Genomic DNA, 23,928 nt, shown 5'->3' with positions numbered 1-23,928 from the left:
GCCGAACACGGAAGTTAAGCTCTCCAGCGCCGATGATAATGAAGGGGCAACCCTTTGTGAAAGTAGGACGCTGCCAGACTTTTTTATTTATATAAGCTTCCTTAGCTCAGTCGGTAGAGCGCATCCATGGTAAGGATGAGGTCAGCGGTTCGAGTCCGCTAGGAAGCTCCATGAATAATACAGAGATGACCCCTTGAGATAAAGGGGTTTTTATTATGTCTTAGACTGGTACAGTTTAAGGCATTTTTTAGTAGTACAGGAGTTTTGGGTAAGGATTGGAGACGAATTAATTTTTAAAATGGCTCTACAATAAATGTTGGGGTTTTGAAACAATTTCGTGCGTAAAAAACACGCAAGCTCCTTTATACTTGAATTGCCCAGAAACAAGAAAGGATAGGAGTTGCGTGTATAAACATTTTACCATGGACCTTCCAGGTTTAGAAGAACTAAAGATTATGAAATCGGAGACGGTGGGGCTACATGAATCCACTCTTCTTTAGGTGGCCCATAAACACCATAAGGTTTTAATCCTGTTTGACGTATCAGTACGGTGATTTGACCACGATGATGAACAATATGTTTGATTTGTCCCTTCAGTATTTGAGCATTGGAACTTTATTGTAACAATACAGTAAAGGTAGCATCCGTAGATTTTTGGGGTATATTCCAAATAAATGGAATATACCCCAAAACTTTTACTCACTCTGCCCTGTTATCACCGTAAATCGTTCATTAAGGTGATTTGCATGTTCGATTTCATCTACTACGGCTAAGGTCAGGTCTTCGTAGCTGATATAGCTTTCACCTTTGTCATTTACAAGCAGGTTATCTTTCCCTGTTTGATAAGCACCGGTTTTAGGCCCCTTGGGATCAAAAGAGGCCGGAGGGCTTACATAAGTCCAGGAGATACCTTGCGATTCCTGAAATTCTTGAAGATTTTTCGTTTGCCCTATTGCGGTTCGTTTCACGTCATCAGGCAAATCCGGAGTATCTATAAGCCGGGTCGTCTGATCTTCATCCACATAAAGACTTCCAGCTCCCCCAATGACAATCACCCTTGTATTTGTACCTTTTAAGGATTCAATCAATGCATGCCCAGCCGTAATGTGAGGTTCTTTTTCTCCGATTGGTGCTCCGAATGCATTTACGACCACTTCATAAAGTCTGAGATCGTCCGGGGAAAGCTCGTATATATCTTTTTCTACCACATTCACTTCAGGATTTATTATCTTTGAACCATTTCTTACGATCGCGGTGACATCATGCCCCCGTTTTAATGCTTCTTTTAGAATAAGGTTTCCTAATTTGCCACTTGCACCAATGACTCCTATTTTCATTTTAATTCCTCCCTGTTTTTTCGTTAATCAAGCTATATTTTGAATATGTCCCGTCTCGTAGGGTTTTCGATGAATATTCATCCCATCTTTTTTGTCCCCAAAAATTCGTGCCCAGAACCCCTGCTATAATCAGTACCGAACCGATAATATGGTACATCCTGATTTCTTCTCCAAGAAAAACCGCTCCGGCTGCTATGGAGATAATAGTTGACAAATTGGTGAATACACTCATTTTTGAAGCTTCTATTTTTGACAAAGCATAGTTTGCCGTCAATGCTGTGATAAGTGTTGACAGCACGCCAAGATAAAATATCGACAAAATGAATGGACCGTTGGCAAGCGGTGAAAAAAGGCTGTCAAGTGTTCCGGTTATAATATGGTTGGTGACTGAAATCACCAGAAACACAATGAACCCTGTTCCCAACATGAAATAACTGATTTCCGCTGGGCTGAAAGTTTTCAAAAGCGACCTGGCCAAAACGCTGTATCCAGCAAAAACTACGCATGTGGTAAACAGAAGGAAAATACCTGTCAAGTTTGACAAATCAAGGCTGCTTCCCTTCATGATAAATATGAAAACAACGCCGAATACAGACAAGAAAATCGACAGCTTCTGCAAGAGGGTTGTTGCTTCCTTTAAAAATATAGAGGCCAGTAACATTGTAGCAACCGGTGTGAAGGCGTATAAAATTCCTCCCGCAGCAGAGGTAGCATGCTGTAACCCAAACGTTTGAAACGTGAAAAAACCGAGTGGAAACATGGTAGCCAACATTAGTGCTTTAAACAATGGTTTACCGTGATAATCAAGTTTTATCCAACCGAATACAACGGGAATGGAAATACCTACAAATGAAGCGGCAAACCGGTAAGTCAGCATATCGAATGGGCGGGTATGCTCAAGCGCCACCTTGACAAACAAAAATGAAAACCCGATGATCACTGCATTCAACACAGCAGATAAATAGGCAAGTTTCAGCCCGTTTTCTTCTTTCACGGACGACCCTCCTTCTTCTATAATCGAACCGATGCCAGAAAATGTCCGATCCGTTACATAAAAAGTAAGATAAAATACCGATCCAAACAATATTCATTTTTCTAAACTGTATCGATACAGTTTAGAAAATCTTGTACAATGAATGGAATAACTATATATACGAGGAGGGATCGATGTGAAAAAATATTTATCTATTCTTTCTGATGTGGAACAAAAAATCATGAAACGCCAATACACCCCCGGCCAAAAACTGCCTTCCGTTCGAGAAGTCACAACGTTATACAGATGCAGCATCAGCACGGCCACACGAGCGTACGCAGAGCTGGAGAAGCGTCACTTGATTTATTCTATACCACAAAGTGGTTTTTACGTGGTTGCAAAACCAGAAGATGAGCGTGATCGTCAAGGAAATGAAAAGGTTGATTTTACTTCAGCTTCACCGGATTTAAACGTGTTTCCCTATTTGGATTTCCAGCATTGCTTGAATAAGGCGATCGATACGTACAAATATGAACTCTTTACATATGGCTACTCACAGGGGATGAAGAAGCTAAGGCAAACTTTTACTTCCCACCTAGCCAATGATCAAGTATTCACAAAAGCTGAACAGATTTTTATCACATCTGGTGTTCAGCAAGCATTGGAAATATTAACGAAGATGCCGTTTCCTAATGGAAATTCAACCGTCCTTGTGGAACAGCCAAGTTACGATAACTATCTTCATTTTCTTGAGAGGGAGGATATACCAGTATGCGGAATTGCCCGTTCGGAGACAGGGATTGATTTGCAGAGGTTAGAAGAGAAGTTCAAAAATGATGACATCAAATTTTTTTACACGATGTCAAGATATCACAACCCTTTGGGTACCTCATACAACAAGCGGGAGAGGCAGGCTATCGCTCATCTAGCGAGCAAATACAACGTATTCATCGTGGAGGATGATTACATGGCCGACCTTGGGGAAAAAGAATATTTTGATCCGATTTATGCTTATAACCAATCTTCGCACGTTGTATATTTGAAAAGTTTCTCGAAAATCATCTTCCCCGGTCTGCGATTGGGGGCCGTCGTATTACCGAGAGCCCTGTTGAAGACATTCCATACCTACAAAAGATATGCTGACACCTCGCTTTTGTCCCAGGCCGCACTTGAAATATACATCAAAAATGGGATGTATGAACGGCACAGATACAACATATACAACGAATACGCAACACGGATTCAGGCATTACATAAGGCAGTGCAGAGGTATAACGAGAAAGGGCTAGTTAAAGTGCCAGACGTCAAATCAGGTATCTATATGCAGTTCAGACTATTACAAACGGTGAATTTGGAACGTTTGACGCGACGGCTTGCCGCAAGGAATGTCAACGTAGTCACTGGAAAAGGATTTTATTTATCGAGTTACCTGGACCGGAAGAAATTTTTGCGAATCAGCATTTCACGTGCGCAGCCCGAACAAATCGACAAGGGGGTTAAAACAATCATGGAAGAAGTGAGCCGGGAAAGCGGGTGGTAGTTTTGGAATACTTCAGGGGTGTAGTTACCATGAGGCAGTACCTATGTTGAGGCACCTATTTTTGGGAGGCCTGAAGCAGCAGCCGCTTAAAAAGCTCTGGATTCCTCATACAGGGTCGCAGCAAGCTAAAGAACGAGTATAACCCCTTCTGAAAGCCATGGGAGAAGCATTATCAATGGCGGAGAAAAAACGATGTTGATTCTAAAGTGATTGTGGATTATGCTTAGCCAAACGTTATTCCCCGCCCTGGTTTGGACTAATCCAATAAGTGTAGTCAAAGGATGTTTTCAATTTTGAAAGGGGACAGTCTCATTTTTTGTCCTGTTTCTTATCCAATATGGATCTTAGTTCTTTAATATCTTCTTCAGACAGGTCTTCATCCTGAATGAATTGAACGAGCATCGATTTTAAGGTGCCGTCATAGAATCGTTTTACAAAGGAGTCTGCTTTGGCACGTTGGCATTCGTTTTGGGAATAAAGCGGGTAGAATGTGTAAAATCTCTGATTTTTATGGACGCCGACGACTTCTTTTTTAGTGAGCCGATCCAACAGTGTACGTACGGTTTTCGGCTTCCAGTTCGTTTGTGCCTGTAAGGATGAAATGATATCATTTGCTGTTTGCGGCGCTTTTTCCCAGAGCACTTTTAAGACTTCCCATTCCGACTCTGAAATAGTGGGTATTTTATTCGTCACGTTATTCCCTGCCTTTACCTTTTAATAGATGCCTTTATCGGATAAAATGGATTTCGTAATTTCAGCAGCTGTACTACCATTGGCATGATGGTCGCTTTCGATATTAGTTGCGAAAAAATACGTATTGTTTTCCTTTTCTATATAGCCAATGAACCAGCCATTCACATTTTTCCCATTCACTGTTCCTGTACCGGTTTTGCCATAGAGTGTTGCACTGTCTTTCGTCTCCAGTTTGATGGCATCTTTTATGAATTGAATGTTCTTACCATCAAATTCAAATTGGTTTGTATAAAAGTCTTTGAGTGTCTGCACCTGCTCAATTGGTGAAATTTTTAAGGAAGATTCGAGCCAATAGTTTTCGATTCCACCCGACAGATTCTGATTGCCGTACTCTAATTTATCAAGATAAGATTCAATGTTTTTCATTTGCACCTTTTTATCTATTTTCCGGAAGTACCAGGTCACGGAATTTTCCATTGCAGTAAATAAATTTTGATTTTGGTTCCAGCTTCGATAAGGATACGGGGTCCCATTCCACTGCATGGAGTTGTTATTCCGTGTGATGACTTCAGACTCCAACGCAATAAGTGCACTGTAAATTTTGTACGTGGAATTTGGCGAAATCCGTAATGTGCTTTTGCTTTTATTATAGATATTGTATTGTTCCTCCTGCAAATCATACAGTACAAAGCTACCTTTATATCCACTGAAAAATACGCTTAAATCCTCATACATTGTCTGCTTATTGTCGAAATTAATCCTGTCACTACCATAAGGCATTGCAGAAACAACTGGTATCTGACTCACGACAACTCCGACAAGAAGTATAAAAATCAGGATGCTTTTCAGTTTTAGCAGCTTTGTTTCAGATCTAAAGGCTGCAATACGTTCAATCCGTTTTTTTAATTGTTTTTTTGAACCAGCGATTTGGTTAACCATTGAGAATTGCCTTGGAAGATAGGATTTCTCCGCAAACATAATAATGGTGTTTCCGTATGCTGTATGCTGGTTTTGATCCAAAGTATTTAGGACAGCACTGTCACACGCGATTTCCCGGTCCAATTGCATTTCCCTGAACGCCATCCAGATCAATGGATTAAACCAGTATAAAATCTGGAATAGGACGATCAGATAATTTGTGGCAATATCTTTATATTTATAGTGATGTAATTCATGCAGCAAAGTGTATTTTATTTCATCCATGGACAGCCACGCTTCAGCATGACTAGGCAGGACTATATAGGTTTTAAATACCCCGAACGTCAATGGGGATTTGATCAGTGGTGATTCTCCCAACACCAGTGGTCGTGATACATTAAGCTGTTGTTTACACTGTTCGAACAATGACAGCACCTGTCTATTCGTCAGCAGGGTTGTGGACTTTTTAATTTGTCGCAGTTTCATCCATGCATGAATGGAAAGAGCAATCATCACGAGCATGCCTGCAATCCATATGATGGTTAAAACGTGATTCAAAAATGTAAAATCAAACCGGTTAACGGATGTTGAAAAATCATGCATCCAATTTTCATTTTCCCATGATCCAGGGTTTTCGGTTGTGGTAACGGATGGTAACAGGTCACTGTTTTGGTTCCCGTTCCACGTGAACTTATCTCCGAAGTTTAATAATTGGGTTGGAATATAAGGTAATAGTAAAGCGATTAGTAACAGGAACCAGAGATTGTATTTCCATTTGGATAATAATTGGTTCTTAAAAATTTTTCGGATCAGCATGATAACGATGATCATGATAGAAGATACGAACATACTAACAGCCAGATGGAGGACAGACATTACTTTAATCTCCTTACCCGTGAAGATATTTTCTCAGAGTACCTAGTACCTCTACTTTACTACCCAAATCATTTTAATGCCATGGAAAGACATACAATAAAGAAGGGTCACACATGCCGTCCCTGACTGACATATGTGATCCCGGATTTTCTTATTTTAAAGCGTTCAGGGTGATTTCTGCAGCCTTTGCAATCAGTGCATCATCATATTCGGCGTTCTCTGTATCGTGTCGGGACATAACTGCAATGACGATTGGTTCTTTGTTCGGTGGCCATACAACAGCAATGTCATTCCTTGTTCCGTAGGTTCCGGCCCCGCTTTTATCAACAACTTTCCATTTTTCAGGTGCACCTGCACGTATTAATGGATCTCCTGCTTCATTGCCCGTCATCCAGTCGATAAGCAATTCACGCTTATCATTTGGAAGAAAGTCACTAAGGGCGACTTTCTTCAGATTCGCGGCCATCGCTCTCGGTGTGCTTGTATCACGCTTATTCCCCGGTGTGAATTTATTCAATTCGATTTCGTATCGTTTGGGTTGGGTAACGTCATCGCCAATGTCACGTAAGGCTTGCTTTAATTTAACAGGACCCCCAATTGCCTCAAGTAGAAGATTCCCCGCAGTGTTGTCACTTTTCCGTATGGCCGCTTCACTTATTTCCAACAGCGTCATTCCGGTATTCACATGTTTCTCGGTAACTGGAGAATGAGCAACCAAATCATCAGAGGTGTACGTAACGACTTTTTCAAGATCTTCTATATTGTTTTGCTCAAGCAGAATTGCTGCAGCCAAAGGTTTGAAAGTGGATGAATAGGCAAAACGTTCATTCGATCGGTATTTGACGATTTGATTCGTTCCTGTTTCCAATGCATAGATTCCAAGTTTGGCATCAAACTCATTTTCAAGCTGTGCAAACTTTTCATCCCTATTGATCGTTTGCTTTGATTCATTCTCCTTGTCGGATGATGTATCAGTCTTATTATCTTCATTTCCGCATGCACTAAGTATTGTTAGTAACAGCAACGTTATGGACAGCGTGAACAGGTGCATGCCGATTTTGTATGGGTTTGTTTTTCTCATATTGGTACCTTCTCTCTATTAGATTGAATTGCTCATATTTCTTTTCTTCATTTACCAGCCTTATTTGTAAGCAATTTATACCTCCTTATGAATCAAAAGACTACAAGTGTAGTATTATACTACACTTGTAGTCTTTTGGATGTCAAGCCAAAATTAAAAAGTAGTTTGACACAATCTTGAAGTGTTTTTTCTGTGAAAGACGCCTCGGATCTGCAGAAAAGCGCAAAGTGACAGTGAAGGAGGGTATGAGCGTTGGTTTTCAGCAGCCTGATTTTTCTGTTCCAGTTTTCACCTGAGGCTTTGCTCATTTATTACGTGTCGCCGGGGAAGCTGAAAAATGCCGTTCTGTTCGGCGCGAGCCTCGTCTTTTATGCATGGGGTTGTCATTATGATCTTTTCCACCGTATTCGATTATGCGAACGGGCTGTTGATCGACAAGTACAGACATCGCAAAACGATAGCCCGGACTGTGTTCATCGGTTCCATTTGCGGCAATCTAACGATTCTCTATATGAGTATGCTCCTCTTATCGATAACCCAGTAATGATAGCGGAGAAAGTGTCATATATATAGTATAAGCTGATCTTGCCGAATGGAGGAAGATTATTGACGCAGAGTATAGTAATGTTGAAGGAGACATGATCCATATACATTAAAAGATATGTTTGGATGCTGACTCCACTCTTCAAAAGATATTAAACCGCAATATGCTTAAAATGGATGCAGCTTCAGTTTATGAAGAATGCATCCATCTTGTTCAAATAAGAAGCGCCCGATTAAAGCCATATTTATTATCGCTTTCCTGCTTCCCCTCTTTCAATGATCACCTTATGACTTATGCTTTTTTACTGTAGTTTAGATTATGACCCTTCAGCGTTTCATCTTTCCCGAATAAGAAGTGTTTCTCCATATCCGGTGAATATTTGGAATTAATGGTTTCGTATCCTATCGCTTCTGCTATTGCTCTGATCATCGCAGGTGAGGCCCCGCAGCAAAGACCAATATAATGAATACCAATATCTTTTGCTTCTTTCGCCCATTCCGCTATTTCGTACCGATTGTGATAAAGCGGGTCTAAGGATGTCGGGAACGTGGTTTCGGTCGGCAGGGAACAACTGCATCCTCCATCAGGCAGGTTGAAAAACGTCGGGTGTTCTTCTGTGGTGCGATATGGAATGGGCAATCCACCGACATATCCTTCTACCTCCTTTCTAATTCCCTTCAGGTATGGCTGCATCGTATTTGGTCCGCGGAAACAGTTCATCCCAACCACTAACGCACCTTTTTCAGAAAGAATTTTACAGGATTCTTCAACGGTATAACCGTCCCGCAGTATATTTTCGCCCATCAGCCCTAATGTAACGACTGCCGGCAGACCTTGTTTTTGAATTTCCTCCAGCGCAATAACGGCCTCTTCATGGTAATAAAAAGTTTCCCCATTTATAAAATCGACGCCTTCTTCTTTGCACCACTCGGCCATTTCTGCAAATATACTTCTTACTTCTTCCGCAGAATCAGCATCTTCCGGATCAAAAATATTCGTATTCGAAATGTTGCCTGCAACTAACGCTTCTTCTGTAGGATGTTCTTTCGCCACTTCCTTCGCCAAACGAATCGCACTCCGGTTTAACGGCTCATGTAAATGTTCTTTACCTATAATTCTCATTTTTTCACGGTGGGCATTATAGGTGAAAGCTAAAACCACATCTGAACCGGCATTCATGTAATCTCGATATACCTGCTTTAAAACCTCCGGGTGCTCCAGCGCTACTTCTGGTACAAACGATCCAGCCTGTAAATAACCTCTGCGCTCCATTTCAAATAAATATCCTTCGGCTGCAACGACTGTGCCTTCGTTTAATCTTTGTTCTAAACTTCTTTTCCCCACTGCGAACCCTCTCCTTTAGTAATGTAGGGGCAGTGTAGCATTGAATAATGGTATAGCATAACACGTAAATTCTATGCTTTGTCATAATTTCAACCTATAGCAAAGTTAGTTCTTCGGCAATCGTTTCCTTTAAGAAATTGATATAAATCGTTGCCAGCGGGCTGTTTGCCACATTCTTATGTTGAATATACCCGACTGTAATGCTCTCATCCACCTCCAGCGGCACCGCCACAATATCATCGTCGTTGATGTCATAACTGATTATCCCTGTGGAAATCGTGTATCCATTCAATCCTATCAGCAGGTTAAACAACGTGGCCCGGTCACTGACACGAATATTTTTGCGCCTTGAGATGGTACTTAATATCTCCTCGGAGAAATGAAACGAATTATAGTCCCCTTGTTCAAATGACAAATACGGATAAGGATCCAAATCAGCTAAGGTAACATACTTCTCGGCCGCGAGTGGATTCGTTGAACTGATGAACACATGCGGGTTGGCCTGAAACAGCTCATGAAATGTTAAATTTCCTTCTCTCAGAAACTTGCGAATGACCTGTTGGTTAAAATCATTTAGATACAAAATCCCAATTTCACTACGAAGGTTCTTTACATCATCAATGATTTCATAGGTCCTCGTTTCTCGTAACGTAAACTCATATTCGTCCCGATCGTAATTTTTTAACAGCTTCACAAACGCACTGACCGCAAAGGCATAATGCTGGCCGGAGACAGAGAAGTGCTGCTGCGGAGGTTGAGCCGTATTGGCATAGCGGTTTTCAAGCAATTCTGTCTGTTCCATTACCTGCCTGGCGTAACCTAAAAACTCCGAACCCTCTGACGTAATAACAATCCCCTTATTTGTACGAGAAAAAATCGCAATCCCCAGTTCATTCTCCAATTCCTTAATCGCATTCGACAGACTCGGCTGACTAATAAACAATCGATGCGCAGCTTTACTAATCGATCGTTGCTTCGCCACTTCAATCACATATCTCAATTGTTGCAATGTCACTTAAACTCCTCCTTCCTTTGTTTTGAGATGGTGCGTAGACTTCGCTCTTCTCCATGCAATTCCAGCATGTTGGTATGTCAACACTAAACTGGACTGATTCGTCCAATACGACGGCAAGAGGCAGTCCATCCCAGCTTTTCCAGCTCTTTTTTTATGAGTTAATATTCAGGGTTGTTGTCAAAATGTCAGGCAACAACCCTTTTAGGGTAGTAGGGAGGTTATTTCGAACCATCACTCTACATCGTCTGGAACATTGTCAGCCAGTTTTCGAAAAGCTTCATTAAGGTTTTCCATTCGTTTCTCGACCTTTTTTGCTGCTGCATCGAGTGTAAAACCTTCTTCGATCATCTCCTGAATCAAAAGGATCTTTTTGACGGTTAAATAATTATATCTCCTTGTTGTTCCTTCCTCCTCTTTATCTGACTGAATAATTCCCTTTTCTTCCCAATAGCGAATTTTCCGTGTCGGTATACCTGTAATTTCTGATACCTCACCAATCCCTACAACAAGTCTTTTCAGTAAATCAAAATCAAGTAAAGGATTTTCGTAATCATACTTTTTATTCACGGTAATCCTCCGAATAGATATTTTGTAACCATTTTACAATAAAAGGAGATAAACTACAAATTTTATAGCAACTTGTTGACATCAAACGTAAATAGGTTACAATAAATGTAGTTTATAAGCATAAAATGAAACAAAGGGAAATGATTTTATAGAGGGGGGTGATTTTAGGCAAAGGTAGGCAATTTTCAATTTAAAGCAAAACAACAGAGGTCAAGAGGGATTTATCAAAGAGGTGAGGAGATTTATATGACTGTGATCAATAGTACTTTAAAAACCAGAAACTATCCTTTAATGACGGCGATTCTATTTTGGTGCGGGCTTGTGGCTGTCGCGAATGTTTATGTGACCATCCCGATTCTTTCCGTGTTTGCCGAAGATTTCGGGGTTTCTACGGCGAAGGCTGCTTGGACCGGAAGTGCTTTTTCTTTATTCTATGCTGTTGGATTTTTGTTCTTTGGTCCATTGTCTGATCGTTATGGCACGAAACCGATGATCCTGTTCGGGTTGATCACCCTAACGGTCGTCTCTCCAATTGTGGGGCTTTTTGATAGTTTGCCAGCAATGATTATACTTCGTAGCCTTCAAGGAGTGGCAGCAGCATCTATCGCGCCAACCTTAATTGCTTATGCTACTGAAATGTTACCGGCCGCAAAACGTGTGACCGCCGTTGGGTTTATAACCACCGGTTTTCTGATGGCGGGTATTGTGGGGCAGGTCTTTAGCGCTTTTGTGAGTCGTCAAATGGATTGGCCGGCTGTTTTTTATGCTCTTGGCATCATCTATGGTGTCACCGTCGTATGGGTGATGTTGTCCTTACCAACAGGTCATAAACCAAATAAAGATATTGGTTTATTTAGTCTCTTTAAGCAGATGGGCAGCATTTTCAAAAACAAGTTCCTTATTTTGTTGTATATCATTACGGCGACTCTCTTGCTGGCTTTTGTCGGCATGTATACGGCATTAGGAAATTATTTAAGTGAAAATTTCGGACTGAATGACCGGCAAATTCTCTATGTTCGCTCGGTTGGCATTGCGGGTATGTTGTTAGCACCATTTGTTGGCAGGCTGGCTGCAAAATTTGGTTTGCGCAATGTGCTCTGCGGAGGAATCACACTGGCGGTTCTTGGACTTGCAGCACTTGGCGTAAGCTCTAGTCTATGGTTTTCAATCATCATGAGTGTTGTTTTTGTCGCCGGGATTGCATTGACTAATCCATCCGTTATCTCACTGGTTGGACAGATGGCGGGGCAAGCTAGCGCATCGGCCGTCGCCCTTTACTCGTTTTCTTTGTTTATTGGGGCAACCCTGGGGCCGATTATTGCGGTTGCATTATTAAAGACCGGTGGTTACTTTGTAACGTTTGAAATCCTGGCTGCGATTCTCGGTATAGGTTTAATATTTTCTTTTCTGTTTCGTTTCATGAAAGATAATACTTGATATATTGCAGAAATATCGATTCGTAGAAGTCCCTAAAAAGTTTATTCCTTTTTTGGAACAACTGGGACCGGATGGGATTCATATTTCGATGGGCACTGTATTACCTGAAACAGCAAAGAAAATTGCGGCCATGCACGCACAACATGGTAGTGCCTATGTTGAAGCTCCCATTTTTGGAAGACCAGAAGCAGTGGCTGACAAAAGGCTCTGGATTCCCTATACAGGTTCGCGGCAAGCTAAAGAACGCGTCCAACCCATTCTAAAAGCAATGGGAGGGCAGGGTCTTTTTGATTTTAGGGAAGAGGTCGGAGCGGCAACGATTGTTAAGCTGGTCGGGAATTTCCTTATTGTTTTTCTGCATGACCTCTTAAGTACCGATTTGAAGTAAGGTTTTGGTCAAGATTCACAATCTTGAACCGGTAAAAGGAGAAAGCAGAAATATAACACAATGACTTTGAGGAGTTGATAATCGATGACACGTTTACTACTTTTAGGGGCAACTGGGCGAACAGGCACCCGCATTCTCAGGCAATTGTTAGAGTATGAGGACAACATCCAGGTAACTGCCGCACTGCGAGATTCGGATGATACGTCCAGGCTCCCCGAGACCAAACGATCTTTTCAAACGACTGTTGTAGATATAGAAAACATAGACAGTCTTCGTAAGGCAACATCTGGAGCTGATATAATAGTGAACGCCATTCGGATTCCAGGTGAGACGCCCCCAACAGCATTGGTTGAACTGGACAAACGAATTCGTGAAACGGTTGGGAATATGAAGGGGTGTTTGATTATTACTGTAGGAGGAGCTGGAACCTTCCATATGCATAATGGTAAGCAATTATGGCAGGATCCTGTATTTCCGAAACGCCCTTTACCAAGGGCCGTGGCGCAAGCCAAACTGCGAGACTATCTGGAGGATATCCCGCAAGGTACATGGGCTTACCTTATGCCACCGCCGGTTTATGATCCCACAGGCCCTCGTACTGGGTATTATCATGAATGGGATCCGTCGTATGATGAAAGTGACTTTTTAAATAGTCGTATCAGCTATGAGGATTTTGCGACGGCAGTCTGTGATGCAATAAGGGAGCAATGGACAGGAGTACACTTCATTGTAGGTCAGGAATCAGGTGATTGAAAGTGGGGTAAACCTTGAACCGTTAGATAGAATCATATACTGACAATCTCTAGTTAGGGATGGATGAAATATCCATCCTTAACTGTATATTTTACACGTATCATGTAGGTACCCCCAAATGGGGTAAAAGCACCTCCTTTTTTTAAAAGCTAATAGTGGAACGATGGTTCTCAAAGTGGTCATCGCATCATTGATGATCACATGGTGAAAGATGTCGTAATAGGAGAATTTCAATAGCAGGAGGAGAGCGACTCTCCTGCTTTTTTTCGTCTATTACCGGACAGACTGCCTGTCAATTTGTGGACCGTGCAGTTCAGCAATAAACGGTCAAATTTCTCTAGCAGTAACAAGTGGTTTTTGAAAAAAATAAATTTAAGGAGAAGAAAAATAAAAGATTTAATAAACCTTTATTGGCTTCCGCAGCAGCAGTAATTTTTAGTATTGGTATTTGGGTAAGCCCTAATGTTCAAGCTGTTTTTAATGGTTTATTTGAAGTTTCCCAATATGATGAGGATAGTGCACAAGAGTCACCTTCCTTTGGAAATGGTTTTTCTAATCAAGATGTTTATGAGACAGAAGAGATTAAGAGTATCGAGCAAGCTGAGAAGAAGTTTGATACTAATATTCCATTTCCAAGTAAACTTTCAGATCTACAAATTGATTCATTTAGTAAGCTTTACCTAGATAAAAGTAACAATATAAATGGATATCAAGTTAGTTTTCAAGCAAAAGAGGAAGAGAGTCAAAGCATTAGTATTCATACAAGTAAGGCTCCAAAAGCTGAGCCAACTTTTAAAGCTGATACTTATGATGGTACAGCCACATCAGAAGAAGTTAATGTGGATGATACAAAAGCAAAGATTTTTGGAGTAGATGGAATTGCATACTCTATTTATCTTGAAGAGTCAGGATGGAAATTTATTATAACCATGGTTGAAAAAAATGGGGATAAAAGCCAATTTACAGAAGAAAAACAGAAAAGACTTATTGAAATTGCTAAAAGTATAAAATAGTTGTATGTTACCGCGAAAATGCCAGCAAATTATTGTTGGCATTTTTGTAGGTTCTATGAAACAGATGTCCGAAAGGAGCTCACTAAGGGATAGACGGTGAATTCTGTTGAATACCTTAGAAGTGTTAAGAAGCGGTGACACACAAAGAGCCAGAAAAGCACAACGGGCAAGGAGAGTGGAAATCATTGCCCGTCATTACTTTGGAAACCGCCGAGTACGGACCCGTACGCTCGGTGGTGGGAGAGGACGGGGGTTTAGTCACCCCCTCCTACTCGATGGGTTGAGCTTTGGGAAGAGTTTTATTTCACCACGGGTTTAACGCCTCGGGATATTAGCTGAAACGCCGGCTTTATCAATCGCTTTTGTATCCTCTAGACATTAACACTGCTTCTGTATACATTCTTTATACAGAATATATAGAATGTTATAAGTGAATGATATTTTTTATCATCCAATATGTAGATCCCCGCGGACAGCCATTGCAATCATAGTTCCTATAATGGTCCCAACTACAGCAAAAATCATTAAAACAACGCCATGCGTCTGATTCCGTTTTTTATAAGTGAGAAAGCCCATAATAAATGCGCCGGTGCCAAATAATATCGGAATAAGTATTAATGAAATTGCGAAGAACAGCCATCCTAAAATAACGTATTTTTTTCCTTGGTCATTTTCTTCCGGGAATGAGGATCCTCCTGCTGAATCATCGGAAGCTGAGACTTGGGATCTCCCTATACCAGTGCCACATGATGAACAGTAATTATCGTCTTGATTGATGTCCATGCCACATTTAGAACAATACAAATTGAATCACCTCAACCGATCTTACGTCTACGTGCTCATATTCTATCTGTAACTATGGAAAAAGTAAACATTTACGTTTATTTATCCTTTTCGTTAACCATTAATACCTAAAGCGATAATAGTATGTGTAAAATAGTTCTCGGTAGTTGTGGGAGCTGATCGTTGGCAAAAAAGAGAAGGTCCTCTATCAATGTATGCCTAGCGAGCAAATACAGAGTGAAAAGAGGCCTTCTCATGACAACCATTATAGCAGAAATGTCAGATATTGAAAGAGACACCGGATGTCATGGCCATGGAAGAAAAGCTGCAGCAGCTGATGGTCAGCTGGTTCAGCGATTTGGTGGGCGAGGCTCTCACCTCGCTGGATGAGGCGGCCGCCCTTCCGGACGGCCGGGAGGTTTCGCAACTGTATGCGGAAGCCGATGGCGTGTTTGTCCGTGGGACCAAGAAGAGACAGGGCATCGAAGTCTGCCATGCGGTAACCCATGAGGGATGGGAGACAAACGGGCGGCGGGTATCGCTCCAACACCCGCGGGTGTTGATGACCACGCAGCCGGCGGCAGTATACTGGAAGGAAGTTCAGGCGGTAACGGCTCATCGTTATTCGTTGGAACACACCTGGGTTGTCTTTCAGAACTACCGAGAAAAACTTGACGCATCCCCCTCCACTTCCCCCATTGCTTTTTTAAAAGCAATATGTTATCTTTAAATGAATATTTAAACATTTAAACATTCAAATATTTAATTGTTAGGGGTAGTGGGTTGAAGGAACAAAAGCCAAGCGTATTATTGGAAAAGAAGCAGGCTCTCCATCATGAGATTCGTCAGTCTACAGATATTTTCAAAGCACTTGCTGATCCTGTAAGGCAGGATATTTTGTTGATGTTTATGATAGCCAAACGAATGAACGTCGCACAAGTAGTGGAGCAATCGCATTTATCCAGACCGGCAATATCTCACCATTTAAAGATACTTAAACAAGCAGGCATTTTGGACTCCTCGAAGGATAAAACGGAAATTTATTATAGCTTGACTCTTGAAAACTCGGTTATAGACCAACTTAAAGCAGTCATTCGTGCTGCCGAAAGCTTATCAAATGACCCTGCTAAGGCGTTTGAAGAACATACATCACTTTCTCGCAAAAAGTGAAGAATGTTTTTTGGATAAAATGTTCAAATATTTAATTATTTAATCTTTTGATGGAGGTCATTCAAATGAGTTTTTCAAAGAAAACAGCTTTGGTAACAGGTGCATCATCCGGAATAGGGAAGGTTTTCGCGATAGAACTTGCCAAAAAAGGATGCAACTTAATTTTGGTTGCCCGATCGGAGAATAAACTCAAACAAATTGCAAATGAACTTCAAAAAAAGTACTTCATCCAAGCGGTACCTCTTCCGGTTGATCTATCTTCAGTTGGCGCTGCAGAGAAAGTGGCCAGGGAAGTTGAAATTCTCGGGTTAACAGTTAATATACTTATTAATAATGCCGGGTTTGGAACGCTGGGGGTTTTCAATCAAATCTCGTCAACCCGTGTTCATCAGGAGATTCATCTCAATGTCATATCATTAACTGAATTAACTTATCAATTCATCGGTTCCATGATTGGGAAAAAGGAAGGCATTATTATCAATGTTGCTTCAATGACAGCGTTTCAGCCGACACCATACATGGCTGTGTATGGTGCCACGAAAGCTTATGTCCTCTCTTTCACGGAAGCATTATGGGCCGAATATAGAGATAGCGGTGTTCAAATCATTGCGTTATGCCCAGGAGAAACAAAAAGCTCATTTCATGCTGTATCCGGTACGGAAAGCTTGAAAGGTAAGCACATGGAGCCGATTGATGTTGTGAACGCAGCATTTAAGGGTGTAAATAAAGATCGCAGCCACATAATCGTTGGACGGAACAATTATATTATGGCTCACTTGCCGCGTTTACTGCCCCGGAGTATGGTCGTAAAACTGGCTAAAGGTGCATTTCAATCCGCATTGACCAACAAGTAACTTCGTTAGATGGAGAATTTTCCTTATCAGAATTTCGGTAAAAAAACGAAAAACTCGAACACTTTCGAACTTCAGAATATTTTAGCATTACTTGTGTTCACCAAGTCTTCACCAAGCCACCGTTCCGGCAATCTCCGAAACCTTTTAGTATGCTTGAGCTTTCGACATGGTCATGAGTTGGTCACTTTTCTTCAGTAAGGGTTGGTTGTGGTTTCACAATGGCTTAACTCCTCGGAATATTAGCTGAAACTGCGTCCCGGATAGGGGATCTCTTTATTTACTCTTCTTTCCGATCACCCTGATTCTTTTATAATCTGCAATCCACTTGTTTTCTTTAAACATAGATTCTTTTAAATTGTTTTCAACATTTGTGATGACTTTATGTACTGACTCATTATCGAATTCCTCAAACATTGTTTTTCCGAACATTTCCATCCAATGTCTTAATCCGGTCTCACCCTCCAATGGTGTTGGTCTGTCAAAGTGATTTGCAAAGGTCACTCTAAAACCTACTTCCTCCATAAGGGTTGTATATTCGCCGACACTTGGGAAGAACCAGGGGAATCGATCTTCGTAATAGGGTAATCCTAAGGCTTTAAGCTGGTTTCTAATTTCCGTAGTAATTCGATGAACATTCCCTTTTCCTCCAAACTCGGCAACAAAACGTCCATTCTCTTTTAAACTGTTATATATGCAATATAGCGCCTTTTTTGGAGGTTTCACCCAGTGAAGCGCAGCGTTAGAAAAAACGGCGTCAAATTCATCTTTGTATTCTAACGCTGTGGCGTCTTCCACCGCGAATTTAATATTCGGATATTTAGTCTTGGCTTGTTCAATCATATTTTCTGATTTATCAACACCCTCAACATCAGCTCCAAAGTCATTTAGTTGTTTTGCTAAATCTCCGGTTCCACAACCAAGATCGAGTATGTGTTGTCCTTTCTTCGGGTTCAATAAGTCAACTAAATCATTCCCGTATGTTGAAACAAACGAATGCTTTCCATCGTACAGCTCAGCATTCCAATTATTATCTGCAGGCACATCCATCTTAATAAACACCCCCGGCACTTTGATATTGTTTAATAAGCATAACATAATTTTTGGAAATTATCTTATTAAAGAACGGGCCTTTTCTCTAGTTTTATATTCATTTACTTCCGGTTCCAAAGATGTAGGTTCCTGCTCTTTTTGTTGAGATTATTAAAACGTGCTGCATTATAAACGTTTTTATTTAGGTGAAAATGATCAAAAAAATTAGTCGATGTTAGATTTTGATATTAAATGTTTCAAATGAAGAGATTGAATTTTTAATTTTGGGGTAAAATCGAAATATGGAAGGGGGAGGATAAAAATGTCGAAACCATCCATCCTTTCTTGAAAATTGTATCCATAGCGGCAGTCGTTTTTCATAATGGTTTTATAACAAAAGTTATTATACGTAGTACTTTTGGGATTGGATAAAAAAGAGAACAGAGGGATCCATATGAAACCAGAACATGCACAAAGGTTTATAGAAACGTTTGAAGATCAAGCGTTACGGGAGCAACTGGAATGCATGATTGAAGCCGCATACCGTACGGGCTACCAACAGGGGTATAAGGCAAAAGAAGAAGAAACGGGGATGGGCAAAAGGTAGTAATTTCTCCGATGCTGCTAAAGGGAGGTATCTACCCATTCCGATAATAGAAATAGTTTCCTAAGCCTGGATATCATTGTTTCGGTCCAGCCATCACTACCGGAAGTATTTTTCCTGGAGGGAATCTGTAAAGAAGGAAATGGTCAATAAAGGCTTGATTGGTCAAAAGTAGGTGACAGCTGTGGAGACGTCCAATGACAAGAAATTCCGCCATATGTTTCCGAAGGAACTGTATGTGTTGCAGCGCGCCGGAGGGGCAGTGTTTCAGAATATCATCAGAGAAGAAGAGAACTTTTTCCGAGCTGTTTATCACGGACGGAAACAGAAGGCTTATGAGCATATTGAGAATATCTTTCATATCTTATCCGTCGAAGAATCCGAACAAGAGAGATTAAAAGACTATCGGAGATTCTTTACGTTTCTGGCTGGATCCTCTGCCAAAGAATTCACCCGTCACTTATCGTTTTCCTGGGAGTTCCTGGCTGCAGCTGTCACCTTGATGAAAATCATTGAGACCTGGGAAACAGAAGAAGAGTACAGTGAGGGGATCTATTTCATTACCAATACATTCATCCAAACCATTAACGGCTATCAGGATGAATATCCGTCCCATCCTCAGATCATGCGGTTCGTTCAGTTTGTAGATGATTACATATACGACCATCTGAATACCCAAATCGTTGCTGCGCATCTGGATATCTCTTCCGGGCACTTGGCACGTCTGGTGAGAAGGCATTTGGGTACGACGTGTATCGAATATATACGTGAGAAAAAGCTCGAAGAAAGTGTTTATTTGCTGCATGATATCACGAAGCCGATCCAAGAAGTGGCTGCAATGTTACATATGAGCCCGGCCCACTTTAACAGAGTATTTAAGGAAAAATACCAGTGCTCCCCTAATCATTACCGGAAACGACTCACCCTGAATCCGGTAAAAAAAGCAACCGGAGATCAATAACCAGTTGAGTTTCGAAAATCCCGGACGTCTACATTTGAATAAAGGGGGGGAAACCGAAGGACCATTAGAGATCACACAAGGAGGAGATTATATGAATAATTACGGGCAAACCTTTGAGAGTGTTGTCGCCCAGCTTCCGCAGTTCATTTTAGCATTTGTGGTACTTATTCTTGGTTTCATCATAGCGGGACTGGTTTCCCGTGGAGTGAGAAAGGCACTGGAACGGATGAACATCAGTGAAAAACTGTTTCCTTCAAATGATTCAGATGATTTGGAAAATCAGGATAAATCAAAACCTATCCATATCGAAAGAATCATTGGGAGATTGGTGTACTGGCTGATTGTTATCGCTGCCTTTGTCTGGTTTTTGAACATGTTGAATATTGACATGCTGGCTGACCCGTTGTCTAACATGCTGAGCTTAGTGACAGGAGCCATTCCGGATATTATCACAGCCGGTATTATTCTTCTGGGTGCGTATATCATCGCCATCGTGCTGAAAAAACTTATCGAAGGGGCAGGCGGCAAATTATCCGGCCTCCTGGTAAAAGCAAAAGCTGCTGACGATGAATCGTCCGCAAAGAAGGCTGTTGATACCCTTGCCCAAATCGTATTCTATCTCGTGCTGCTGTTTGCACTGCCGGCTGTGCTGGGAGCGTTGAACATTGAAAGCCTCAGTACGTCGTTCACCTCGATGATCGAAAGCGTCTTGACGTTCCTGCCTAAACTCGTAGCAGCCGCCATTACGCTGTTGATCGGGTGGCTGATTGCGAAGGTTGTACGCGATATCTTAACGAAATTTCTTGAAAGTGTTGGCACAGATCGAGCTGCCGATAAGCTGAACTTGTCTTCCGTCCTGAAAGAAACAAGCTTTTCTCGGATAATTGGAACCATTGCGTTCATCCTGGTTCTGATCCCGGCCGTTATTTCCGCGTTGGAGACCCTGGCGCTGAACGGCATTTCGGAACCGGCCGTCGCCATGCTGAACGATGTTCTCGCCATGCTGCCGCAGATTGCGATCGCTGTGTTGTTGATTATCACCGGTTTCGTGGTCGGAAGCTGGTTGAAAGGGACGGTCACGAATCTGCTACAGCGTCTCGGCTTCAATGCTCTTATGAGCAGAATGGGACTTGGACAAACCGAAGAGAAAAGCGGCATTCCAACGTTATCGGAAATCGGCGGTTATGTCGTTCAGATTGTTGTCATCTTCTTGTTTACGGTCGAAGCACTGCAGGTTGTGCAGCTTGAATTCCTGGTGGATCTCGCTTCCGGAATAGTAAGCTACCTGCCTTCAGTCTTCGCTGCCGTCATCATTCTCGGTTTCGGATTGTGGCTTGCTGATGCAGCTTATCGTTTTGTGAAAAGCACGGTCCGTACGCCGGGAGGAGATTCAAACATCCTGGCATCCGCCGCGAAATACGCCATTATCGCTTTCGCCCTGTTTATGGCACTTGATCAGCTGGGCGTTGCGGATTCCATCATTAACACAGCCTTTATGCTGATTCTTGGTGCGCTGGCCCTTGCCTTTGGTTTGGCATTCGGTCTCGGGGGACGCGAGAAAGCCGCGGAATATCTCGAGAAAGCTGATAACAAAATGGGACAGATGAATGTAAACAAACCATCCGACTCGGATGAGGAAGAGAAGTAACCGCAAGCAGCAAAGGAGTCTGTGACAATACCAGTAATATTAGTAAAGAAGGGTGCGGCTTTCTTTTAGACAATCGGAAGCCGTCCCCTTCTGCCTAACATCTATGTCTGCTTTTTTCCGTGCAGCAAAGATGGGGCGTTAACTTTGGAAAAAAGAAAACGGTCAGGGCAGATTTCAAAGTTATAAGAAGAATTTTGATGTGCTACTTGACAATAAAAAGAAAATGCCGTATATTAATGACAGTCACTGGTGACAGACAAAAGCAAACAAGGATGATTTTTTCTAATGGATGGAAACAGAAAACAGGCCACTTCCGATAAGATAATGACTGCTGCTGTCGATCTTATGGCGGAACATGGCTACCACGGTGTAACAACCGAAGACATTGCAGTGAAAGCAGGGTTCACGGAAAAAACGTTGTTCAGACACTTTCAAAGCAAACAAAATTTGTTAGAATCGGCGTTTCACCGATATCATTATGCGGAAGAAATGAAGGATCTTTTTGCCGAAAAAATCGTTTGGGACCTTCATGCTGATTTGCTTATGATTGCCCGACACTATCACAAGATTATGTATCAGAACCGGAAGCTGATTCAAATTAGTACAAAAGAGGCGAAAAATCTTCCGGGGTTTCAGCAGGATACTCATAAACATCCTGAGCAGTTAAAAGCTTTTTTAACCGAATACTTCGATGAAATGGCTCAAAAAGGAAAGATCATACAAGCGGACTCGGAAAGCCAGGCAGTTACCTTTCTGTATATGAATTATGGAGCAGCCATGGGAAGAATGAACAATGATCCCATACTTCATGCCTTTTCCATCGAGGCTTTTATAGAAGAAAGTGTCTCGATATTTACCAGGGCTTTAATTCCCTGGTAAAAATTTAAAAGCAGTATGTCAGTAAGTAGTGACTGTAATTTAAGATTAGTCAAATCTTGCTTGGAAAGGAGAAATGAAAATCGGAATGAAGGAGATACAGCATCAAACAAACGAAAAATTAATGCTTATTGTGATGTTCACGCTGATTCTTTCCGTTATGAGTGCAACGATGTTTAACATTGTCCTGCCTGAAATTGTTGCGGATCTCGACCTGTCTTTTGCACAGGTAAGCTGGGTCTCTTCTGCGTATATGCTGCTTTATGGTATCGGAGCGGTTATATACGGGAAGTTGGCAGACAGCTTCAAACTCAAGAACTTATTAACGTTCGGGCTCATCTTTTTTTCGCTGGGTTCGCTGATTGGTCTGACCGCTCACGCTTTTTGGATGGTACTTCTTGGCCGCATCTTTCAAGCAGTGGGGGCATCGGTTATACCCGCGGCAGCGATGATCATTCCGGCACGCTATTTTTCCCCGGAGAAACGCGGTCGTGCTTTAGGAATGGCAGCAGTCGGGCTGGCGCTTGGCAGAGTGCTTGGTCCCGTTGTTCCAGCCTTCATTGTCAGCATTGCAGACTGGAGATGGTTGTTCTGCCTGCCGCTGTTGACGCTCGTTATGTTGCCTTTCTATCGAAAATATCTGGAGGATGAACAGAAAGAGGAAAGCAGTAACATTGATTGGATTGGGACTGGGCTGTTAGCCGGAGCGGTGGCGTTCTCCTTACTCTCTATTACAAAAAGCAGCTGGATGCTGGCTGTCGGTTTTTTGATTCTGTTGGTTTTGTTCATTGTACGCATTCGTTTTGCTGCAGAACCGTTTGTTGAAGCGCGCCTGTTTCAAAATAAGCGTTATTCCCTTGGTTTGGTCATAACCTTTCTTGTCAGTGCCAGTGGATTTTCACTTGTTTTTCTAACGCCGCTGTTGTTATCCGATATTTATCAACTGGGACCACAGCTTATTGGTCTTGTTATGGTTCCAGCCGCCGTTATCTCAGCGGTGCTTGGTAGAAAAGGAGGGAAGTTGGCGGATGTTAACGGAAATCCTTTCTTGTTTTATCTGTCCTCAGCGTTGATGTTGACCAGTTTTGTATTGTTATCGGTCTTTATGGGAAGTTCACCGGTATTTGTTGCGATTTTCTTGATACTTGGCGATGTAGGGATGGCGTTCATACTCATCCCGCTGCAGAACGCGGCCTCCCAAACTTTATCTGAAAAACAGATAGGGGTGGGCATGGGGATTTTCTCAATGTTGAACTTTATGGCAGGAAGCGTTTCAGGTGCTGTCTACGGCAGAGCAGTAGACCAGGGAACCGCTGTGAACTGGAACCCGCTGCATTTGTTTTCGGAAGGCTTTGTTTACAGTAATATTTTTTTCATCCTTGCTATTGCGCTTGTGAGCGTTATTGTCCTTTATTATTTCCAAATGGCAAGGGCAGAGCAAATGCAGAGCAAATCCAGCTTGAACACGACGTCTACACCTGGATAAAGAAAGATGTCTGATAGAGTGGAAGATCATGTCATGGA

The 23,928-nt window shown here is 41.9% G+C and carries 23 protein-coding genes, 1 tRNA gene, 1 rRNA gene and 2 pseudogenes; 16 read left to right on the top strand and 11 right to left on the bottom strand.

The window, feature by feature from the left end; genetic code table 11:
• Together rrf and ACW9JV_RS18600 are read left to right on the top strand one after the other, a co-directional pair.
• Positions 1-79: ribosomal RNA gene (gene rrf / locus ACW9JV_RS18605) — 5S ribosomal RNA — on the top strand; the annotation flags it as partial.
• Positions 80-95: 16 nt separating this feature from the next.
• Positions 96-171, top strand: a tRNA-Thr gene (locus ACW9JV_RS18600).
• A gap of 282 nt (positions 172-453) precedes the next feature.
• On the opposite strand, the pseudogene ACW9JV_RS18595 reads toward ACW9JV_RS18600, so the two are convergent.
• The 3 genes and pseudogenes from ACW9JV_RS18595 to ACW9JV_RS18585 form a co-directional block, all read right to left on the bottom strand.
• Positions 454-612 (bottom strand): annotated as a pseudogene (locus tag ACW9JV_RS18595) (DinB family protein); the annotation flags it as partial.
• 83 nt (positions 613-695) lie between these two features.
• Positions 696-1,337 carry an NAD(P)-dependent oxidoreductase gene (locus ACW9JV_RS18590; RefSeq protein WP_457337213.1) on the bottom strand — a complete coding sequence of 214 codons (642 nt, stop codon included), beginning with the start codon at positions 1,335-1,337 and terminating at the stop codon, positions 696-698.
• A 1-nt stretch (position 1,338) separates the two neighbouring features.
• Positions 1,339-2,331 carry a DMT family transporter gene (locus ACW9JV_RS18585; RefSeq protein WP_457337211.1) on the bottom strand — a complete coding sequence of 331 codons (993 nt, stop codon included), beginning with the start codon at positions 2,329-2,331 and terminating at the stop codon, positions 1,339-1,341.
• Positions 2,332-2,506: 175 nt separating this feature from the next.
• On the opposite strand from ACW9JV_RS18585, the gene ACW9JV_RS18580 reads away from it, so the two are divergent.
• A complete protein-coding gene (locus ACW9JV_RS18580) occupies positions 2,507-3,850 on the top strand; it encodes an aminotransferase-like domain-containing protein (protein ID WP_457337209.1) in 1,344 nt (447 codons plus the stop codon).
• 309 nt (positions 3,851-4,159) lie between these two features.
• Here the strand turns inward: ACW9JV_RS18580 and blaI are convergent, their stop codons facing one another.
• From blaI to bla, 3 genes are all read right to left on the bottom strand, one after another.
• Positions 4,160-4,543: a penicillinase repressor BlaI gene (gene blaI / locus ACW9JV_RS18575; protein WP_457337207.1), complete on the bottom strand. Its 384-nt coding sequence runs from the start codon at positions 4,541-4,543 to the stop codon at positions 4,160-4,162.
• 21 nt (positions 4,544-4,564) lie between these two features.
• Positions 4,565-6,337, bottom strand: a complete 1,773-nt coding sequence (locus tag ACW9JV_RS18570) for a BlaR1 family beta-lactam sensor/signal transducer (protein WP_457337205.1) — start codon at positions 6,335-6,337, stop codon at positions 4,565-4,567.
• Between the two features lie 151 nt (positions 6,338-6,488).
• Positions 6,489-7,418, bottom strand: a complete 930-nt coding sequence (gene bla / locus ACW9JV_RS18565) for a class A beta-lactamase (RefSeq protein ID WP_457337203.1) — start codon at positions 7,416-7,418, stop codon at positions 6,489-6,491.
• 252 nt (positions 7,419-7,670) lie between these two features.
• On the opposite strand from bla, the pseudogene ACW9JV_RS18560 reads away from it, so the two are divergent.
• Positions 7,671-7,926 (top strand): annotated as a pseudogene (locus ACW9JV_RS18560) (MBOAT family O-acyltransferase); the annotation flags it as partial.
• Between the two features lie 327 nt (positions 7,927-8,253).
• Here the strand turns inward: ACW9JV_RS18560 and ACW9JV_RS18555 are convergent.
• The 3 genes from ACW9JV_RS18555 to ACW9JV_RS18545 form a co-directional block, all read right to left on the bottom strand.
• A complete protein-coding gene (locus ACW9JV_RS18555) occupies positions 8,254-9,306 on the bottom strand; it encodes a homocysteine S-methyltransferase family protein (RefSeq protein ID WP_457337201.1) in 1,053 nt (350 codons plus the stop codon).
• A 94-nt stretch (positions 9,307-9,400) separates the two neighbouring features.
• Positions 9,401-10,321, bottom strand: a complete 921-nt coding sequence (locus ACW9JV_RS18550; RefSeq protein ID WP_457337199.1) for a LysR family transcriptional regulator — start codon at positions 10,319-10,321, stop codon at positions 9,401-9,403.
• Positions 10,322-10,552: 231 nt separating this feature from the next.
• On the bottom strand, positions 10,553-10,888 hold the full coding sequence (locus ACW9JV_RS18545) for a MerR family transcriptional regulator (protein ID WP_457337197.1): 336 nt from the start codon (positions 10,886-10,888) through the stop codon (positions 10,553-10,555).
• 246 nt (positions 10,889-11,134) lie between these two features.
• Here ACW9JV_RS18545 and ACW9JV_RS18540 point away from each other — a divergent pair, with 246 nt between their 5' ends.
• The 4 genes from ACW9JV_RS18540 (at position 11,135) to ACW9JV_RS18525 (ending at position 14,479) form a co-directional block, all read left to right on the top strand.
• Positions 11,135-12,325: an MFS transporter gene (locus ACW9JV_RS18540; protein WP_457337195.1), complete on the top strand. Its 1,191-nt coding sequence runs from the start codon at positions 11,135-11,137 to the stop codon at positions 12,323-12,325.
• A gap of 4 nt (positions 12,326-12,329) precedes the next feature.
• On the top strand, positions 12,330-12,713 hold the full coding sequence (locus ACW9JV_RS18535) for an NAD(P)-binding domain-containing protein (RefSeq protein WP_457337193.1): 384 nt from the start codon (positions 12,330-12,332) through the stop codon (positions 12,711-12,713).
• An 84-nt stretch (positions 12,714-12,797) separates the two neighbouring features.
• Positions 12,798-13,466, top strand: coding sequence for an NAD(P)-dependent oxidoreductase (locus ACW9JV_RS18530; protein WP_457337191.1), 669 nt, complete (start codon positions 12,798-12,800; stop codon positions 13,464-13,466).
• 350 nt (positions 13,467-13,816) lie between these two features.
• Positions 13,817-14,479 (top strand): hypothetical protein, encoded by a 663-nt coding sequence (locus tag ACW9JV_RS18525; RefSeq protein WP_457337189.1) that lies wholly within the window; start codon positions 13,817-13,819, stop codon positions 14,477-14,479.
• Between the two features lie 447 nt (positions 14,480-14,926).
• Here ACW9JV_RS18525 and ACW9JV_RS18520 read toward each other — a convergent pair whose 3' ends face one another.
• Positions 14,927-15,283: a zinc-ribbon domain-containing protein gene (locus ACW9JV_RS18520; protein ID WP_457337187.1), complete on the bottom strand. Its 357-nt coding sequence runs from the start codon at positions 15,281-15,283 to the stop codon at positions 14,927-14,929.
• A 265-nt stretch (positions 15,284-15,548) separates the two neighbouring features.
• On the opposite strand from ACW9JV_RS18520, the gene ACW9JV_RS18515 reads away from it, so the two are divergent.
• The 3 genes from ACW9JV_RS18515 (at position 15,549) to ACW9JV_RS18505 (ending at position 17,286) form a co-directional block, all read left to right on the top strand.
• Positions 15,549-15,992, top strand: coding sequence for a UPF0236 family transposase-like protein (locus tag ACW9JV_RS18515; RefSeq protein ID WP_457337185.1), 444 nt, complete (start codon positions 15,549-15,551; stop codon positions 15,990-15,992).
• Between the two features lie 53 nt (positions 15,993-16,045).
• Positions 16,046-16,432, top strand: a complete 387-nt coding sequence (locus ACW9JV_RS18510; protein ID WP_457337183.1) for an ArsR/SmtB family transcription factor — start codon at positions 16,046-16,048, stop codon at positions 16,430-16,432.
• Between the two features lie 65 nt (positions 16,433-16,497).
• Positions 16,498-17,286, top strand: coding sequence for an SDR family NAD(P)-dependent oxidoreductase (locus ACW9JV_RS18505; protein WP_457337181.1), 789 nt, complete (start codon positions 16,498-16,500; stop codon positions 17,284-17,286).
• Positions 17,287-17,559: 273 nt separating this feature from the next.
• On the opposite strand, the gene ACW9JV_RS18500 is transcribed toward ACW9JV_RS18505, so the two are convergent.
• Positions 17,560-18,333 carry a class I SAM-dependent methyltransferase gene (locus ACW9JV_RS18500; RefSeq protein ID WP_457337179.1) on the bottom strand — a complete coding sequence of 258 codons (774 nt, stop codon included), beginning with the start codon at positions 18,331-18,333 and terminating at the stop codon, positions 17,560-17,562.
• A 436-nt stretch (positions 18,334-18,769) separates the two neighbouring features.
• Here ACW9JV_RS18500 and ACW9JV_RS18495 point away from each other — a divergent pair, with 436 nt between their 5' ends.
• The 5 genes from ACW9JV_RS18495 to ACW9JV_RS18475 all read left to right on the top strand — a co-directional run bounded on the left by ACW9JV_RS18495 (position 18,770) and on the right by ACW9JV_RS18475 (position 23,890).
• Entirely contained in the window at positions 18,770-18,922 is a 153-nt protein-coding gene (locus tag ACW9JV_RS18495) for a hypothetical protein (protein ID WP_457337177.1), read from the top strand.
• A 181-nt stretch (positions 18,923-19,103) separates the two neighbouring features.
• On the top strand, positions 19,104-19,880 hold the full coding sequence (locus ACW9JV_RS18490) for a helix-turn-helix domain-containing protein (RefSeq protein ID WP_457337175.1): 777 nt from the start codon (positions 19,104-19,106) through the stop codon (positions 19,878-19,880).
• A 91-nt stretch (positions 19,881-19,971) separates the two neighbouring features.
• The gene (locus tag ACW9JV_RS18485) at positions 19,972-21,528 is read left to right on the top strand and encodes a mechanosensitive ion channel (RefSeq protein WP_457337173.1); all 1,557 of its coding nucleotides are present in this window, start codon (positions 19,972-19,974) and stop codon (positions 21,526-21,528) included.
• Between the two features lie 285 nt (positions 21,529-21,813).
• Positions 21,814-22,407 carry a TetR/AcrR family transcriptional regulator gene (locus tag ACW9JV_RS18480; protein WP_457337171.1) on the top strand — a complete coding sequence of 198 codons (594 nt, stop codon included), beginning with the start codon at positions 21,814-21,816 and terminating at the stop codon, positions 22,405-22,407.
• An 85-nt stretch (positions 22,408-22,492) separates the two neighbouring features.
• Positions 22,493-23,890 carry an MFS transporter gene (locus ACW9JV_RS18475; protein ID WP_457337169.1) on the top strand — a complete coding sequence of 466 codons (1,398 nt, stop codon included), beginning with the start codon at positions 22,493-22,495 and terminating at the stop codon, positions 23,888-23,890.
• Positions 23,891-23,928 lie beyond the last annotated feature (38 nt).

It is taken from the genome of Salibacterium sp. K-3 (genome assembly GCF_054052005.1).
This window is presented reverse-complemented; position numbering and strand designations above follow the sequence as displayed.